Source organism: Methanococcus maripaludis C5, from assembly GCF_000016125.1.
In the GTDB taxonomy this organism is placed as follows: Archaea; AGJL01; Methanococci; order Methanococcales; family Methanococcaceae; genus Methanococcus; species Methanococcus maripaludis_D.
This window is the reverse complement of sequence record NC_009135.1, coordinates 891,653-907,182: the sequence shown is the minus strand read 5'-3', so window position 1 is coordinate 907,182 and position 15,530 is coordinate 891,653. Positions and strand designations below refer to the sequence as shown.

Annotated in this window: 21 protein-coding genes; 14 read left to right on the top strand and 7 right to left on the bottom strand. The window is 32.8% G+C overall.

The genetic code is table 11. The features are described from left to right. Positions 1 to 32: 32 nt before the first annotated feature. Positions 33 to 275, bottom strand: a complete 243-nt coding sequence (locus MMARC5_RS04700; RefSeq protein ID WP_048058469.1) for a hypothetical protein — start codon at positions 273 to 275, stop codon at positions 33 to 35. On the opposite strand from MMARC5_RS04700, the gene MMARC5_RS04695 reads away from it, so the two are divergent. From MMARC5_RS04695 to MMARC5_RS04645, 10 genes are all read left to right on the top strand, one after another. Then, on the top strand, positions 220 to 774 hold the full coding sequence (locus MMARC5_RS04695) for a hypothetical protein (protein ID WP_155810366.1): 555 nt from the start codon (positions 220 to 222) through the stop codon (positions 772 to 774). The genes MMARC5_RS04700 and MMARC5_RS04695 overlap by 56 nt on opposite strands. A 14-nt stretch (positions 775 to 788) precedes the next feature. After that, positions 789 to 1,058 (top strand): hypothetical protein, encoded by a 270-nt coding sequence (locus tag MMARC5_RS04690; protein ID WP_011868688.1) that lies wholly within the window; start codon positions 789 to 791, stop codon positions 1,056 to 1,058. 11 nt (positions 1,059 to 1,069) lie between these two features. Next, complete coding sequence (locus MMARC5_RS04685) at positions 1,070 to 1,330, top strand: hypothetical protein (protein ID WP_048058467.1); 261 nt, start codon at positions 1,070 to 1,072, stop codon at positions 1,328 to 1,330. A 14-nt stretch (positions 1,331 to 1,344) separates the two neighbouring features. Further along, a complete protein-coding gene (locus tag MMARC5_RS04680; RefSeq protein ID WP_048058466.1) occupies positions 1,345 to 2,043 on the top strand; it encodes a hypothetical protein in 699 nt (232 codons plus the stop codon). Beyond that, complete coding sequence (locus MMARC5_RS04675; RefSeq protein WP_011868685.1) at positions 2,043 to 3,158, top strand: hypothetical protein; 1,116 nt, start codon at positions 2,043 to 2,045, stop codon at positions 3,156 to 3,158. The genes MMARC5_RS04680 and MMARC5_RS04675 overlap by 1 nt, the downstream gene beginning before the upstream one ends. Positions 3,159 to 3,389: 231 nt before the next feature. Continuing rightward, positions 3,390 to 3,917 (top strand): ATP-binding protein, encoded by a 528-nt coding sequence (locus MMARC5_RS04665; protein ID WP_011868683.1) that lies wholly within the window; start codon positions 3,390 to 3,392, stop codon positions 3,915 to 3,917. Between the two features lie 9 nt (positions 3,918 to 3,926). Beyond that, positions 3,927 to 4,076: a hypothetical protein gene (locus MMARC5_RS09645; RefSeq protein ID WP_155810364.1), complete on the top strand. Its 150-nt coding sequence runs from the start codon at positions 3,927 to 3,929 to the stop codon at positions 4,074 to 4,076. A 1,080-nt stretch (positions 4,077 to 5,156) separates the two neighbouring features. Further along, the gene (gene ilvC, locus MMARC5_RS04655) at positions 5,157 to 6,149 is read left to right on the top strand and encodes a ketol-acid reductoisomerase (RefSeq protein ID WP_011868682.1); all 993 of its coding nucleotides are present in this window, start codon (positions 5,157 to 5,159) and stop codon (positions 6,147 to 6,149) included. 57 nt (positions 6,150 to 6,206) lie between these two features. Beyond that, entirely contained in the window at positions 6,207 to 6,401 is a 195-nt protein-coding gene (locus MMARC5_RS04650) for a MoaD/ThiS family protein (protein WP_011868681.1), read from the top strand. Between the two features lie 75 nt (positions 6,402 to 6,476). After that, positions 6,477 to 7,028 (top strand): methanogenesis marker 17 protein, encoded by a 552-nt coding sequence (locus tag MMARC5_RS04645; protein ID WP_011868680.1) that lies wholly within the window; start codon positions 6,477 to 6,479, stop codon positions 7,026 to 7,028. Between the two features lie 75 nt (positions 7,029 to 7,103). Here MMARC5_RS04645 and MMARC5_RS04640 read toward each other — a convergent pair whose 3' ends face one another. The 6 genes from MMARC5_RS04640 to MMARC5_RS04615 all read right to left on the bottom strand — a co-directional run bounded on the left by MMARC5_RS04640 (position 7,104) and on the right by MMARC5_RS04615 (position 11,766). Continuing rightward, positions 7,104 to 7,352: a hypothetical protein gene (locus MMARC5_RS04640; RefSeq protein WP_048058463.1), complete on the bottom strand. Its 249-nt coding sequence runs from the start codon at positions 7,350 to 7,352 to the stop codon at positions 7,104 to 7,106. A 110-nt stretch (positions 7,353 to 7,462) separates the two neighbouring features. Continuing rightward, the gene (locus MMARC5_RS04635) at positions 7,463 to 7,735 is read right to left on the bottom strand and encodes an ACT domain-containing protein (protein WP_011868678.1); all 273 of its coding nucleotides are present in this window, start codon (positions 7,733 to 7,735) and stop codon (positions 7,463 to 7,465) included. Between the two features lie 97 nt (positions 7,736 to 7,832). Next, the gene (locus tag MMARC5_RS04630) at positions 7,833 to 8,726 is read right to left on the bottom strand and encodes a radical SAM protein (protein ID WP_011868677.1); all 894 of its coding nucleotides are present in this window, start codon (positions 8,724 to 8,726) and stop codon (positions 7,833 to 7,835) included. Between the two features lie 90 nt (positions 8,727 to 8,816). Then, positions 8,817 to 10,028, bottom strand: a complete 1,212-nt coding sequence (locus tag MMARC5_RS04625; RefSeq protein ID WP_011868676.1) for a U32 family peptidase — start codon at positions 10,026 to 10,028, stop codon at positions 8,817 to 8,819. Between the two features lie 41 nt (positions 10,029 to 10,069). Next, positions 10,070 to 10,588: an adenine phosphoribosyltransferase gene (locus tag MMARC5_RS04620; protein ID WP_011868675.1), complete on the bottom strand. Its 519-nt coding sequence runs from the start codon at positions 10,586 to 10,588 to the stop codon at positions 10,070 to 10,072. Positions 10,589 to 10,974: 386 nt separating this feature from the next. Next, positions 10,975 to 11,766 (bottom strand): hypothetical protein, encoded by a 792-nt coding sequence (locus tag MMARC5_RS04615; protein WP_011868674.1) that lies wholly within the window; start codon positions 11,764 to 11,766, stop codon positions 10,975 to 10,977. 396 nt (positions 11,767 to 12,162) lie between these two features. On the opposite strand from MMARC5_RS04615, the gene MMARC5_RS04610 reads away from it, so the two are divergent. From MMARC5_RS04610 to MMARC5_RS04595, 4 genes are read left to right on the top strand one after another with little or no spacing between them, the layout of a single operon-like run. Then, positions 12,163 to 13,038, top strand: a complete 876-nt coding sequence (locus tag MMARC5_RS04610; RefSeq protein WP_011868673.1) for a phosphoadenosine phosphosulfate reductase domain-containing protein — start codon at positions 12,163 to 12,165, stop codon at positions 13,036 to 13,038. Continuing rightward, positions 13,035 to 13,265: a KEOPS complex subunit Pcc1 gene (locus MMARC5_RS04605; RefSeq protein WP_011868672.1), complete on the top strand. Its 231-nt coding sequence runs from the start codon at positions 13,035 to 13,037 to the stop codon at positions 13,263 to 13,265. The genes MMARC5_RS04610 and MMARC5_RS04605 overlap by 4 nt, the downstream gene beginning before the upstream one ends. A gap of 49 nt (positions 13,266 to 13,314) precedes the next feature. Further along, a complete protein-coding gene (locus tag MMARC5_RS04600) occupies positions 13,315 to 14,934 on the top strand; it encodes a SulP family inorganic anion transporter (RefSeq protein WP_011868671.1) in 1,620 nt (539 codons plus the stop codon). A 26-nt stretch (positions 14,935 to 14,960) separates the two neighbouring features. Continuing rightward, complete coding sequence (locus MMARC5_RS04595; RefSeq protein WP_011868670.1) at positions 14,961 to 15,521, top strand: TIGR00267 family protein; 561 nt, start codon at positions 14,961 to 14,963, stop codon at positions 15,519 to 15,521. Positions 15,522 to 15,530: the final 9 nt, after the last annotated feature.

Genomic DNA, 15,530 nt, shown 5'->3' with positions numbered 1-15,530 from the left:
ATCCTCTGCTTATTCCTTTTAATAAGCCCGAATTATGCTTGGTCTTGGTCGAGTATATCTAGTTCAATTTCAAGTGCTGTAAGTAGCGTATCTTCAACAGTTTCAAATGTTGTGTCTTCAGTATCTTCAACAGTTTCGAAAGTGGCCTCAACCGTTTCGAGTACTGTTTCAAGTGCGGTTTCTTCAGTTTCAAGTGCCGTATCAAGTGTCGCAACGAGTGTGAAGAACGTTGTTTCAAGTGCGGTTTCTTCAGTTTCAAATGCAGTTTCAAACATTATTTCCGGTTCAAGTTCATCAAGTTCTTCAGATTATGATAACAATAACGATGATACTACCACTTTGGATTTGGGGGCATTTGATGACTCTTATGGTGGAAGTTCAACAGATGGAGAAGAAACTCCTGCAAGTGCTGAGGGTTTAGAGTCTGACGGTACACTTTCGGGAGATATTGGTATAAAAATTGTTCAAGCTATGCCTGAAATTTCGAAATATATTGATGGGGATACTGTTAATATTGCAGATGTTTTATCTGCTCTTGTTCAATGGTTACTCGATGAATTATTGAGTACTATCTTTGATATTCCGGTACAGTTTATTGATTGGATTTCTAACGCAATTAACGAGATTACATATTGTATTCAGGGCATTTACCAGTCATGTATTGATGAATTTGGTATGTTTGCTCCGATTGGATTTACATTCATGTTTGTAATTTCGGCAGCACTAGCGATTGGACTTATAAAATTCTTAATCGGGCTTGTAATTCCGACTTAAAAAAAGGGGATAATATGGCAATTGATGTAACCGGATATTTTGAAGACGTGTTTTCAGCAGTCTTTGATGGTATATCTTCGATAATTACCGGATTATTCAACATGGTTACTTCACCGATTACGTATTATTTTGCAACATGGCAGACCGCACAAATAGCATCGGGGGATTTAGGACTGTTTTCTCCTGTTGGTTATCTTGTCGTTATGATAATTACTATTATCTTACTCCTGTGGTTAGCTCCAAAAATACCAATAATCGGTGAATTCTTCGAAGATGACGATTGATGTGATAACCGATGATGCCAAATAAAAAAGAACATGGTCGTAAACTTATTAAAAAACAAGAATGGGCTTTGATAACAACAATCCTATTCTTCATCGGTTTTTTTGGAATTCATGAAATAGTTATCAAAAATTTATTTATCTATCCGCTAATTGGCGACCCGATAATCCATATTTTAGGTATCCGAATTGAAGTTGATGGAATTATTCTAAACATGCTTGGCATGATCTGGGGAGCTACATTGTGGAATACTGGAAAAAGGGTAATATTTTAAAATGAGGTTAAAACGTGTTTAAAAAAGGATTTGTATTAGGTTTGATGATTCTTTTTATTACTGCATCGTTATTTACTCCAGTTAGTGCTGAAAATACAATAATGATCGTTGCAAATGAGTCATCAGATGCAATAATATCGAAATCCTTTTCACTTTTTAAAGATGTGAAAGAGATTTCCAGAGATTATAAACTTGAAGACAAGACTGCATACGGTGAGGTTTACAAAACAACTAACGATTTAGATGTTACAATAACTTCACAACGGAAGAATTCTTCTATATCCTTAGCATACAGACCTAAGAGCTTTATTATTTACGATGAAATTTTTGTAAATATCTATAATAATTTTAGCGGAAATACTGTTTTTTTCCACATTAACGATGATGAGATGAAGAAATATAATTTATCTCAAGGTTATTCGATGTATCGCTTTAATCTTGAACATTCAGACGTTAATAAATTTAGGGTTCAAATTAAAGATGAAAATCAAGAGATTATCTATGATACTGGAACTTTAAAGGTTATTCACAAACGTTATATCGAATGGTACGAGGAAAGCGAAGATAAAGAGATTTTAATTAAACAATCGTGGTACTACCTTAACACACTTGTCTATATGATTACTGGAGGTATTATCGTTTCGGGTTTAAATTTCCTGTGGATTAAACGAATGAAAAAGAAAAAAGAAAATGAAATCGGGGGCGGTTGGTAATGGAAGATGATATACAACAGATGCCAAGACAAGAACCGCAGGAAAACCTTAAAAATGTAACATATAATTACGACTGGAAGTACGAGCTTGTAGATCAGGGAAGAAAATTTCTCTGGAAAGCTTTTAAAGTCTGTTTAGTCATCGGGCTTTTAGTTTCTTTGATGTCATTTGCTCCAGTATGGTTTATTTATACCTTACTTGGTGCATTTGCCTTTGCTGTTCCCTCATACCTTATGATTTCAAGTCTTTTCAAAGTCGAATATATTGTAATTCTTGTAATCGAAGGTAGAACACTAACTCCTTACTATTTCCCGAAAAAACTTTTTAAAACTGGCGAATGGGAAATGTCAGGAACCAAGAAAAAATATATTGCAAGAATCGAGTTTGCTGGGTCTTCCAAAGAGCTTGATAAAATAATCGAAGAAATTAAAAAAGTCGATGCAGATATTAGGGCCAAAATAAAAGTTAAAGAAGAGCTTGAAAATGTTATATATCACTTTATCGCAATGAAAAAAGCCGGAAAAAAGGATTTAAAACGAGCTTATAGAATTGCAACAGGAAAACAAAAACAAAACTTCAAAAAATATGATAACTTATTGAAAGAATTTAACGAAGCTAAATTTAAAAAAGAAGTTTTAGAACATGAAATCAGCTATTTAAAACATTTAAAAAATGACATGGTTGAATCTCTAGCATTTTCAGGACATGACGGTGGCTCTGTCTTTTTGGCTGATTCTATCGACTGGGAAAATAAAAGGATTGTCTTTTCAGACGTTCATATGTATTCGGAAATTGATTATCTGACTAATCGGGGAATATTCGAGGAAATGAATGAAAAAGTATCAAATATGTTTGAGGAACACTCAAAAATGAAAAATTCATTTGATTCAAGAGTTATCGAAAAAGTTGGAAAAATTTTAAACCTTATTTTGATTGATTTGAAACCAGGAGTATCAAAATACGAACTTGATAAGGTTGATAAATTAGAAAATGACGAAATTCTTGAAGAAAATAAGGATAATCCTTATGAAGAAATGTTTAAAATGATGTTTGGTGGTAAAAATGCCGAATCCAGAAACTTCGAAGAAGATGGCACGGGCAATAATTCCGCCTAAATACGTTACAAAAACACACAATTATCTTGATTATATTATGAAAGAATGTGTAAAACGGGGTCATTTTCCAAAAGAAGTGTATAATTATTGGCAAAAAAATAAATTAAACCGTTTAACTCACTCGAACCCGGATATGTTGCCATATTATAATCAAGTTTGCAATAATACTCAAGATTATAGAAAATCTTCGGATATTGAAGAAAAGGAAAATCTTAAAAAAGAGGGTCAGAAATGAGATTTGAAGACCTTTTGAAACATAACAAAGAAAATAGGGAGCATGACTCTATTGCTATTGTGGGGGCTCGTGGAAGTGGAAAAACTACCCATATGAACGCAATTGCGTATCTGTTTGAAAAAGCCGGATTTAAGTATAAAATTTGTTACTCAATAAATGATATTCCTGAAGACTTAGACGAATTCGACTGTATATTTTTAGATGATTTTGCATCTAAATTTAACAATCGTGATTATTCTACCAAAAAAAATAAAAATTTTAACTTTTTGCTTCAAGAAGTAAGAGAAGTTCTTCCTATGTTTGTTACAACTGCACCGGATATTTATTTATTCGATAAAGTCATTCGTTCCATGTTTAAGCCGTTTTATATTGCTAACTATGGGCGATTAGTAACTGATACTGGCTTTTCTTTTGAAGTTCCGTTTTTGAAAGGTTTTGAAGAATTCTTCGAAAAACAGAAAGCAATTGAAAGAACTGGAAAAATAGAACGTGCAAAAATGTATGTTCAACAAATGAAAGCATGAGGTGTGGGAATGAAAAAATTAAAAATCGGTGGAATTGAAAGAATTCGTTCGGAAAGAGTAAGAAGGGAAATTTTAGAAAAGAAAAAGACCAAAAAATTAAAGGAAACTAGGGAACAAAAAAATAAATTTAATAAATCTGATCTGAATAGAATGAAATAATTTTTTTACATTTTCTTATAAGAAAAACTTTTATTTATCGTTTAAATTGAATTTAAAGAATTTTCCAAAGATTAAATTTTTTCTTTAGGGGCTGTTCCTGGAATTTTTAATTTATTATAAGAAAAAAATATATGAACTGTCTGCAGCATGAAAAAACAAATTAAAAAAATAAAAATATATTTTGAATGCAGCAGAAAAGTAGTTTTTTCTGAAGCATTACTCGATATCGAGTAAAACCCGGAGGGAATAAAATCATATATGCAAATTAAACCCCTTGGGGATAGTAATCTGTCTGACCTTTTTGGTCTTGTTCAGTAGTTTTGAATTTTTTACTATACGAGGTTTTGAGCGTAGCGGTCCAAAGGGCAAAACCCGATATAGTAAAAAATTATATATTTTAACGAGTTTCCAAGCCCGAAGGGAATAAAATCAATTGCCCTAAGCACTCATTATCGCCTGGGCGATAGATACCCGAAAGGGCATATAAGCCCATGGCATGACCTCTGGAAAATAATTCCTGTTGCGTGCCGAATCGGAGAGATGCAACACCCTAAAAATTAATCAATCCTGCATCTTGAGATGAGGCTGAGGGTTCAGAGACCCGAAAGCAACAGATCCATTTACTATTTTTATAATCCAAACTTAAATCATATGCCCCAAGCACTCTCTGGGCGAAGCCCCACACCCTAGTCAGTAGCCCTGCACCTGCAAGGTGTAGGGCGTACTTTTTACTTTGGCGCAGTGGAACCAACTTTCACAACTTGCCCGTCAGGGCTAATAATAGTTACCAAGGTGTTACACTGTAAATTTTCCGTACAACTTTGTAGCTCGGCAAATTGAATAAGACTGAATTACTCGTTTTTAATATAGATCTTAAAAATCGTCCATTTATACGTCTAAATATCGTCTAAAAAAATAAGCGTTTTCCTTTCTTTAATCGTTAAAAGAAGAACTTATAAATATCATGATTTCTATTGTTAAGTATAATTGATTAATACATTCGTGGATACAAATTGGTATCAGATGTTAATATTATATATGATTATACTATAAAAGGTTGTGAGATTAGAGGTGAAGACAATGAAGGTATTCTATGACTCAGATTTTAAATTAGATGCTTTAAAAGAAAAAACAATTGCAGTAATCGGTTATGGAAGTCAAGGTAGGGCACAGTCCTTAAACATGAAAGACAGCGGATTAAACGTTGTTGTTGGTTTAAGAAAAAACGGTGCTTCATGGGAAAACGCTAAAGCAGACGGTCACAACGTAATGACTATCGAAGAAGCTGCTGAAAAAGCTGACATCATCCACATCTTAATTCCTGACGAATTACAGGCAGAAGTTTATGAAAGCCAGATAAAACCATATTTAAAGGAAGGAAAAACACTCAGCTTTTCACATGGTTTTAACATCCACTATGGATTCATTGTTCCACCAAAGGGAGTTAACGTGGTTTTAGTTGCTCCAAAATCACCTGGAAAAATGGTTAGAAGAACATACGAAGAAGGCTTCGGTGTTCCAGGTTTAATCTGTATCGAAATCGATGCAACAAACAACGCATTTGACATTGTTTCAGCAATGGCAAAAGGAATCGGTTTATCAAGGGCCGGAGTTATCCAGACAACTTTCAAAGAAGAAACAGAAACTGACCTTTTCGGTGAACAAGCTGTTTTATGCGGCGGAGTTACCGAATTAATCAAAGCAGGATTCGAAACACTTGTTGAAGCAGGATACGCACCAGAAATGGCATACTTTGAAACATGCCACGAATTGAAATTAATTGTTGACTTAATCTACCAAAAAGGATTCAAAAACATGTGGAACGATGTAAGTAACACTGCAGAATACGGTGGACTTACAAGAAGAAGCAGAATCGTTACAGCTGACTCAAAAGCTGCAATGAAAGAAATCTTAAAAGAAATCCAAGATGGAAGATTCACAAAAGAATTCGTGCTTGAAAAACAAGTAAACCACGCGCACTTAAAAGCAATGAGAAGAATCGAAGGAGACTTACAAATCGAAGAAGTCGGTGCAAAATTAAGAAAAATGTGCGGTCTTGAAAAAGAAGAATGATTCATTTATTTTTCATTTTTAAATATTTTTTTATTATTTTAAAATCAGGTGGTTCTTTTGAAAGTTTTTATAAAGAATGCTGGAGAATTGTCCGAAATTGAACTGCCGGAAAATGCAAAGCTAAAAGATTTCATTGAAAAAATGGGCATAAAAGACAATCTTGTTGTTAGAAATGGCGAAATTCTTTCTGAAACAGATGATCTTTCTGAAAACGACACTTTGAGGTTAGTTCCAATTGTTTCAGGTGGCTAAGACTTTATTTATATACTATTTTTACAATATATTACTTTAGAAAATAATCATCCATTTTTAAGATTCAGGGGTAATATGGCTTATATCGATGTTGAATGCAATGACGAAGCTGGAAAAGCAATTTACGAAAGAATTATTCAAACGTCTCTCGAAGACCTCGTTTTGGGAAAATCTATCATAAAGACAAAAATGATCTGCAGGCAGGATATTCCTTATTTTATAATTGGAATTTTGCCAAAATCAACTTCAAAACTGATAAGATTAAGGGATATTGCAACAATTAATGAATCAAAGAAATCGAACGGAAAAACTATAACTAAATTAAATATTGATGACGAAACTTACGCGCCTGAGCTTTTAGCAAAAATAAATGTTATGGACCAGCCTTCAAGATTTGAAATTGTTACTGATTCGGAACTTGATTTAGATATGGTAATTCACGATGCAAAGGACGATTTTGTTGATAGGGTTCTTGATTTTATGAACCGTGTTTTTCCAGAGGGAATGCGGGTTAGAAAAACAATTCGAGACAAAACCGTAGTGATGGTTGCATCAGAAAAGCCTATCGAAGAAGAATGGATGGACGAAGCAGTAAAACTTCAAGAAGAACTTAAAAACTTCAAATAATTACTTCAAATATTATTTTCTTTTAATTTTTATTTTAAAAAAGTATGAAAATATTAAAATTAAGATTTTTACAGATTAGTTCTGGTTTAATCTATTTATCATTTTTCTAATTTCTAAAATTTCTCCGGTTTTGTTACTGCTTAGCTTTTCAGACGTTATTACTTTATTTATCCATTTTGAACTTGTTTTTAGGTATTCTTGATCTTCAAGGCATTTGTAAATCTCGATATCGAGTTTTGACCATTTAATGTAACGATTTTCAAGTTCAAAATCACATTCAAGATTAGAAAGTTTGTCAATGCATTCATTTAATATGGTTTTCACTATTCTCCCCTCTAACACAATATTGTGTACAAACAATATGTGTTAAAAACTATTTAAATCGTTTTGTTGTGAACAAAATAAAAAAGTATTAAAAATCAAAAATTTAAAAATTAAATTCTGTGCATGTATTTGAAGATGTTTTCGTGTTGCACGTTTATTTTAACTCCAATTTCTGCCCCTAGCTTTTCAAGAGCAACATTTAATTCTGAAAGATCTGAGTCTAATTTTGAGATATCTACGAGCATAATCATGGTGAACAGGTCTTCCATGATTGTCTGTCTGATATCTACAATATTTGCGCTGTGTTCTGAGAGAATTTTTGTAACTGCTGCAACAATACCTGGTTTATCCACACCAACAACGGTAATTACTACATTTTCCATAAATAGCACCTTTAAAAATCATGTTTCTTATTTGAGTTCTATCTTTAAAAAGTATCATTTATACCTTATGGTTAAAAAAATAAAAATTTAAAAAAAGTTAGTGTGAGAAGTGTTTTAAATCGTAAATATTCAACTTTTTACCTTTTTCTTCAAGGTGTTTGTGTTCAGTTACAAGTCCCACTGCATCAGCCCTACACTGTTGGCATGCTCTGAACTGGTGGAGATATTCTTCTGCAGTATCTCTTACATTGCTTATTTCATCACAGGTTGGTTTTTTCAAGTTTTCCATTTTATACATTGGAATCAAAGGAATTACGTTATGAACGAATGCATCTTTTTCGAAAGTTTTTGCAATTTCTACAATATGATTCATGTTTATTTCAGGAATCAATACTGTGTTAATTTTAACTGCAACATCGAATTCTGCTAGTTTTTTAACTCCTTCAATCTGGTTTTTGATCAATATTTCAGCACCTTCTTCTCCACGGTAAACTTTTCCTTCGTAGTATATCCAGTCAACAATCTGTGCTTGAATTTTTGGATCTACTGCATTTACTGTAACGGTTACGGTTTTTACTCCAAGTTCTGCTAACCTTTCAGCATATTTTGGAAGCAAAAGCCCGTTTGTTGAAAGGCATCTAACTAGATCTGGGAATTTTTCTTGTAATATTTCTAAGGTTTCGAAAGTTTCTTCATTGAACAGGCTGTCTCCAGGTCCTGCAATTCCTGCAACTTTAATATTTGGACTTTTTTCCAACAGGTCATTTAAGTAATTTTCAACTTCTGCGGGTTTCATGATATGGTGTGAAACACCAGGTCTATTTTCACAGGCTGATTCCTCTCCAATACATCTTTTACAGAATCTGCACGCAATATTACATTTTGGTGCAACAGGTAAGTGGACTCTACCAATTTTGTGGTGGAGTTTTTCGTTGTAGCAAGGGTGTACGCTCGTAATATGTGCAAATTTGGACATCTTATCTTCTTTCATATGATCACCATGAGTTTGATATTCATAATTCATACTTCTAGATATAAAAATTTACTGTACTAATATCGGATTTTTAATTTAAAAACTAAATTAATCCTCTTTTAAAATGTAAACTTTGTCATTTTCCCTTACTAAATTTTCAAGTTTGATTCCAACATTTTGGCCTTTTTTGACAGTTTTAATGTTTTCGCCTTCGACCTGCATTGATTCAATTTTTTCTTCAACGCATCCTGTAGTCGGCCCAATTATCAAAACACGATCTCCCACGTTTAAATCATCAATAAGGGTGATTTCAGCAACACCTACTTTTTTAAAGTAATTTACAACCTTTCCAACTTCAATTTTTTTGTAAGGAGATATATTTCCTTCAAATTCGTATTGCAAATCTGTATTACAAGTAAGATCTCTGAAATAAAATCCTATATCATATCCTCGATTGTAGATTTTATCGAGTTCTTTTTTGAATAATGGGAGTTTTTCTTCGTAAGTCCCATCAATTACCGAATCAATAGCTTCCCTGTAAGTTTTTGTCGTACGCATCACGTAATCTACGTTTTTAGCACGCCCTTCAATTTTAAAGCAGTCAAAAACTTCAAGCATTTCGGGGATATGTTCAATCATGCAGAGGTCTTTTGGCGAAAGAAGATATTTTCCTTCGCAGATTAGCTCATGAGTTCCGTCAGCGTGTTCATTTACTAATTTCCACGATCTCCTGCATGGCTGTAAACAGTCTCCACAGTTCGCATTTCTATTAAATAAATATGAACTTAAATAGCACCTTCCACTCATTGCGGTGCATAGTGCCCCGTGAATAAATCCTTCAAGTTCTAAATCAACTTTATTTACTTTTAAATTTTCTTTAATCTGTTTAATCTGAGTTAGGGTAAGTTCTCTTGATAAAACAACTCTTTTTGCAAATTTTGAAAAGAATTCAGCAGTTTTTGAATTTGTAATGTTGTTTTGAACGCTCACGTGAACTTCAAGTCCGAGATCTTTTGCAGTAACCATTGCTCCAATATCATTTACAATTACAGCATCTACTTCAGCGGATTTAGCAAATTCGAGTATTTCATTTAAATTTAAAATATCCTCTTCGTAAACTACCGTGTTTGTGCAGAGATATACTCGCTTATTTGCATCGTGTGCAAGGTTAATGCCTTCGATTAGTTCGTTTCTCTCGAAATTTTTAGCGGTTGCACGCATACTCATTTCTTTTAGTCCGCAGTATACTGAATCTGCACCGTTATTGAATGCAGTAATCAAGCCCGATAAATCTCTTGCAGGGGCCAATAATTCAACCATATTCTTCACCAAAATAAAAATAATTAGTATTTAAAAAAGCATTATAAATCATATTTAACAAGCGACTGTATGCCGTATCCTTTTAATTTATCCCTTCCTTTTAGTTCTGTGAGTTCAATTACAAAGTTAAGTGCGGAAACGTGTCCGCCCAGTTTTTCCACGAGTTTGGAAACTCCCAAAACAGTTCCGCCGGTTGCAAGAAGGTCGTCAACTATTGCAACGTTCTGGCCTTTTTCAATTCCGTCGCTGTGAATTTCAAGGCTGTCTGCCCCGTATTCAAGTGCATAATCAACTGAAAAAGTTTTGTACGGCAATTTTCCCGGTTTTCTAACTGGAACAAACCCGATATCAAGTTCATGTGCAACAGGAATGCCAAATAAAAAACCGCGTGCTTCAGGGCCAACTATAACATCGACATTTTTATCTTCGAGGTATTTTGTAATCTCTTTTGTCGTATGTTTCATTGCTTTTGGGTCTTTTAAAATTGGAGTTACATCTTTAAAGCTTATTCCTTCGATTGGAAAATCTTCTACAATTCTTATCTTTTTTCTTAAATCCATTGTATTCACCGGGTCGAACTCGTAATAAACAAGGGAAACTTCTTATAATTTTGTTATTGCACAGATTTTTAGGCTTTTTTAATATCCTATTTAAACTTATATAATATTGCACGTTTTATATTAATGTATTTTTCTAAAACTGGTTGAAATTATAAAATAGACTTAAAAATTAAAGATATTCTTTTTAAAATTTAAAAAGAGGTTATTTTAAATAAATTTTTAATTTAATATCGTCTTTATCTAATTTTAAATTATTCTACATTATTTTTTAAAGTGGCGTTGGTTATTTTAATTATTGAAGTTTTTGTTACCATAATAACGCCGTCTTTTTCAGTCAACACGTGGATGCACGGTCGACTTTCAGCATTTTCAATAAGAAATACATCCTATAAAATTTCACCATTAATTAGATAAATGTCAGATTTATTTCTAAATTTATATGATATCATACACAAGCATATAAACCAATAAATAATGGTTAAAAAGACGAACAAAATGGCTATTAAATTTATTTTAAAAAATAAACCTGCATATATTGTTAAAAATGATAAAATTATTACGTAGACTTGAAACGCCCTCATAAATCCGTATGTTGTTGTAATTATCGAGTAATTTTTAAAATTGTCCCAAAAATTAGGCCCATCATCCATATTCATTAGGTTCTTTTTGTTTCGGTTTAATTTATTTATAAGTTCTAAATATTCATTAGATTTTTGATAATCATGAAAACATCTACTATACTGTTTTAAAGCATCTAAAAAGAACAAACCTATTACATAAGTTATTGCAAATACTAAAAATAGATATATATTCTCTAAAATTAAATAAATCGATAAAAACAAGGTAGTTATTCCTAAAATACTATAAATTAAGTTCAATATATTAAAATAATTTGACATTTTTGAACTATCTTCAAAAAATACTTTTTTAGATTGCAGATATCCTAAAAAAGAGAGGTAAAGTAGAATAATTAACCCTAATTTGAGCATGTCATCTAATGAGGGATTAAAAACAGTATTCCATAAATAATTATACAATACATTTTCAGTAGAATACTCGAAATAACTAAAAAACTGATATATGAGATTAAATTTTACAAATGATGCTATTGGTGAGGTAGTTATCAAAAAAGAAAGAATAAAACCCATTAATTTTAAAGATTTTAAACATTTTTTCATTTTCCCCACCTTTAACCCTTCTAAAATTTAAAAAATATATGTAAAAAACAATATATTTCATTTGCGGTTTTATCAAGGATATAATTTAAAAAAGAAAATCAATCTATAAAATTTAAAAAAGAAAGGGCATTATATTTTTATATTTTAAATCCTGACCCTTTTAAAAACCCGACTACAACCGAAAGCAATGCAATAATGGCAATCATTTGAATATCCATTTTCCACCCTGTTATGATTGAACGTATGTTTTTAAGCCATATTAAATTTTTTTAAAAGCAGTATATGTTATTATTGTCATAAAAAATATAATTTTAAAAAGAATTTTTGCGAACTTCATTTTTATTGGAGTTATGTATTTAAGTAATTTAATCAAGTAGTTAGTATTGGTTGAAGATCATGGAAAAAATTAAAGGAAAAAACACGGTAAACTGCGAAATTTGCCTTCACAACAGCAAAACACGCCCGATGTATAAACACGAAGGAAAAAACATCTGCATTGAATGCTTAAACGCTCTAAAATTTCCAAGAAACTTCGAAGAAATGAAAAACGAAGTAATGGAATATTTAGATGAACTCAGAATTAGAAATAATAAATACAACTGTATTTTGGGATTTTCTGGCGGAAAAGATAGCGTTGTTGCGTTGTATTTGCTCGTAAAAGAACTTAGGATCCGCCCTTTGTGCGTAACTGTTGATAACGGTTATCTGGCAGAAGAAGCGCTTACAAACTGTAAAAACATTGCAAAGTATTTTGGAGTAGACTGGCTTGTAATAAACAAGGATTTTACGAAATTCTTCAAAGAAACCATTTCCAAAGGCGAATCTCCATGCAGAGTATGTTCTGACATGAACATGCACGAAATCTGGCAGTTTGCAAGACAGACGAATATCGACACAATTGTGACGGGACACGAACTTCCATTCGGTACAACTGCAATACGGGAGATGAAAAAAGGAATAAATATGTTAAGGCTACTCGTTGCATATAAATTAACAGAAGAAGATAGATATAACATATTAAAAGAAATCCCTTGGGAAAAACCCGATCTCGGCGGATACACTACAAACTGTTTAGTTCTTGCTCCTGCACTTGTTGAATTTAAGAAAAAGCATGGATTTAATTTTGAATACGATAGAGTTTCTGCAATGATTAGATACGGCCTCATGACACGTGAAGAAGCAGAAGAAGCATTAAAATGCCCGGAAGTTTCTGATGAAATATATGAAGAGCTTAAAAAAAGAGGGCTCGATTTTAAAAATTTAAAAGAATGATTTTTATGAAAATAGATTTTGAAATGACTTACAATTCAAAAAAGGAAATTGTAAACAGCTTAAAAGTTGACGATGTAGACGATGGACTTATAATTGACACTAAATTTGATAATGAAGAGATTAAAGTGAATATTAAAACTAATTCAGTCGGCTCTTTAAAAAATATACTCGATGACTTTTTTGTAAATTACGAACTTGCAGAAAATATTGTAAATCTCAAAAAATAATTTAAAAATGAAATAATCGTTTAATCAATAAAATATAAGGTATTTAAAAATGAATGAAAAAATAAACACGAATGAAACAAAGGATTTAAAAAATAAAATAGTTGAATTGGTAATTCCAAAAAATGGAAGTGTAAAAAATGATGTACTCTCAGGTTTAACCGTAGCGTTGGCACTGGTTCCGGAAGCAATTGCATTTTCATTTATTCTTGGAATTGACCCAACAATCGGCCTTTATGCTGCTTTTATTATGGGAATTGTAACCGCACTAATTGGTGGACGTCCGGGAATGATAAGTGGAGCTACGGGTGCTGTTGCAGTTATTTTTGCCCCATTGGTAATTTCAAAAGTCCAAACTAGCGGAATGGAGTCTGCACTTGGACATCTTTTTATTGCAGTACTCTTCATGGGAATTATTCAAGTATTTTTTGGAATATCTAAGGTAGGAAAATTCGTAAGGCTTATTCCACATCCTGTAATGCTCGGATTTGTAAACGGACTTGCAATAATAATATTTTTATCCCAACTCGGGCAGTTTTACGGTGCAGATGGAAATTTACTTCCATGGCCGATTCTTTCAGTAATGCTCATTTTAATTGTAATAACAATGATAATTGCAATATACTTGCCAAAAATCACTCGTGCAGTTCCTGCAACGCTTGTAGCAATAATTACTGTAACTATAATTTCGTATTTCTTAAATAATGCAGGATACACAGTTTTAACAGTACTTGATTTTATAAAATCGATAGAACCACTAAAAACAACGCTTGCAGTTTCAGTTCCTTCATTTGCGTTGCCAAATGTTCCGCTAAATTGGGATACCGTTAAAACAGTACTTCCTTATTCATTTTTAGCTGCATGTGTTGGACTAATTGAATCATTGATGACTTTAAGGTTAATTGATGAACTAACTGAAACGCGCGGTAGAAGTAACAGGGAATGTATCGGTCAGGGTATTGCAAACATCTTAAATGGATTCTTTGGTGGAATGGGCGGCTGTGCAATGATTGGTCAAAGTATGATAAATATTCGAGGTGGCGGGCGTGGCAGGCTTTCAGGAATTTCCGCTGCAATATTGTTATTGATATTTATCGTATGGGGCGCTCCAATAATTGAAATGATTCCGCTTGCAGCACTTGTTGGAGTCATGTTTATCGTTGTAATCGGTACATTTGAATGGTCCAGCTTTAGAATATTGAAAAAAATCCCAAGTTCTGACGCAGCAATTATTGCAGTTGTTTCAATCATGACTGTTGTATTTAATCTTGCAACAGCAGTATTTTTAGGAATTATATTAGCTGCACTCGTTTTTGCATGGAACCGGGGAAAAGATATATGGGCAAGTACAAAATCTATGAAGAACAAAAAGGTATACATGCTTCACGGCCCTTTGTTTTTTGCATCAACATCGAAATTCAAAAGCCTGTTTGATTACCAAAATGACCCGATTGATGTTGTTATCGACTTTAACAAATCTCGGGTTTACGACCATTCTGCAATCGAAGCAATAAATAGTGTTGCAGAGAAATATACTCAACATGGGAAGCAATTGCATCTCCTTAATTTAAGCAGGGATTGTGATAAGTTAATTAAAAAAGCAGATAACATTGTAGAAGTCAGTATTCTCGATAATTTGATATGGCATGTTGCCGATGATGAATTAGAATAATTTTCAAACATCAAAGGGGATTTTTAGTGGAAATTAAGGAAGTTTTAAAAAATTTCAAAAATGAATTTGATACAAGATATGTCGTGAGAGGTTTAATCGATGGCTCCCTTTCAACACTTGGTGTCGTTATCGGCGCAAGCGGTGGGGAAACTTCGATAATCGTTGCAGCGGGAATTGGCGGGGGAATTGCAAACGGTATATCAAATATACTTGGAGCATTAACTGCAGAACGTGCAATGATCGAAGAAGAACGGGAGAAAAAAGAAAAAAGCCTTTTAATTGGTAATGGAAATTTAAAAGGAACTCACGAATACCAGTACAAAATAAATAAAACAATGTACAGTGGAACGTATGATGGATTATCAACCTGTTTAGGGGCAGTAATTCCTGTAATTCCATTTTTCGTGTTTGATCCGGGTTTTGCTTTAATAATTGCAGTAGCACTCACATTACTGATACTTTTAGGTCTTGGAATATTCATCGGAAAGCTTTCAAGAGACAACCTCATAACTTCGGGGTTAAAAATGGTCCTTGGAGGAGTAATTGTTGCCGTTATATGCTTTGTTGTCGAAAAAATCTTTGGATAGATAACTAAA

What these genes read in the sequence shown, in the direction of transcription:
- MMARC5_RS04610 (WP_011868673.1), top strand. Translation starts at nt 12,163, where the DNA reads ATGGAAAAAATTAAAGGAAAAAACACGGTAAACTGCGAAATTTGCCTT.
- MMARC5_RS04700 (WP_048058469.1), bottom strand. Translation starts at nt 275, where the DNA reads ATGTTTGAAACTGCATTTGAAACTGAAGAAACCGCACTTGAAACAACG.
- MMARC5_RS04625 (WP_011868676.1), bottom strand. Translation starts at nt 10,028, where the DNA reads ATGGTTGAATTATTGGCCCCTGCAAGAGATTTATCGGGCTTGATTACT.
- MMARC5_RS04605 (WP_011868672.1), top strand. Translation starts at nt 13,035, where the DNA reads ATGATTTTTATGAAAATAGATTTTGAAATGACTTACAATTCAAAAAAG.
- MMARC5_RS04690 (WP_011868688.1), top strand. Translation starts at nt 789, where the DNA reads ATGGCAATTGATGTAACCGGATATTTTGAAGACGTGTTTTCAGCAGTC.
- MMARC5_RS04620 (WP_011868675.1), bottom strand. Translation starts at nt 10,588, where the DNA reads ATGGATTTAAGAAAAAAGATAAGAATTGTAGAAGATTTTCCAATCGAA.
- MMARC5_RS04630 (WP_011868677.1), bottom strand. Translation starts at nt 8,726, where the DNA reads ATGAAAGAAGATAAGATGTCCAAATTTGCACATATTACGAGCGTACAC.
- MMARC5_RS04615 (WP_011868674.1), bottom strand. Translation starts at nt 11,766, where the DNA reads ATGAAAAAATGTTTAAAATCTTTAAAATTAATGGGTTTTATTCTTTCT.
- MMARC5_RS04600 (WP_011868671.1), top strand. Translation starts at nt 13,315, where the DNA reads ATGAATGAAAAAATAAACACGAATGAAACAAAGGATTTAAAAAATAAA.
- MMARC5_RS04675 (WP_011868685.1), top strand. Translation starts at nt 2,043, where the DNA reads ATGGAAGATGATATACAACAGATGCCAAGACAAGAACCGCAGGAAAAC.
- MMARC5_RS09645 (WP_155810364.1), top strand. Translation starts at nt 3,927, where the DNA reads ATGAAAAAATTAAAAATCGGTGGAATTGAAAGAATTCGTTCGGAAAGA.
- MMARC5_RS04635 (WP_011868678.1), bottom strand. Translation starts at nt 7,735, where the DNA reads ATGGAAAATGTAGTAATTACCGTTGTTGGTGTGGATAAACCAGGTATT.
- MMARC5_RS04685 (WP_048058467.1), top strand. Translation starts at nt 1,070, where the DNA reads ATGATGCCAAATAAAAAAGAACATGGTCGTAAACTTATTAAAAAACAA.
- ilvC (WP_011868682.1), top strand. Translation starts at nt 5,157, where the DNA reads ATGAAGGTATTCTATGACTCAGATTTTAAATTAGATGCTTTAAAAGAA.
- MMARC5_RS04665 (WP_011868683.1), top strand. Translation starts at nt 3,390, where the DNA reads ATGAGATTTGAAGACCTTTTGAAACATAACAAAGAAAATAGGGAGCAT.
- MMARC5_RS04645 (WP_011868680.1), top strand. Translation starts at nt 6,477, where the DNA reads ATGGCTTATATCGATGTTGAATGCAATGACGAAGCTGGAAAAGCAATT.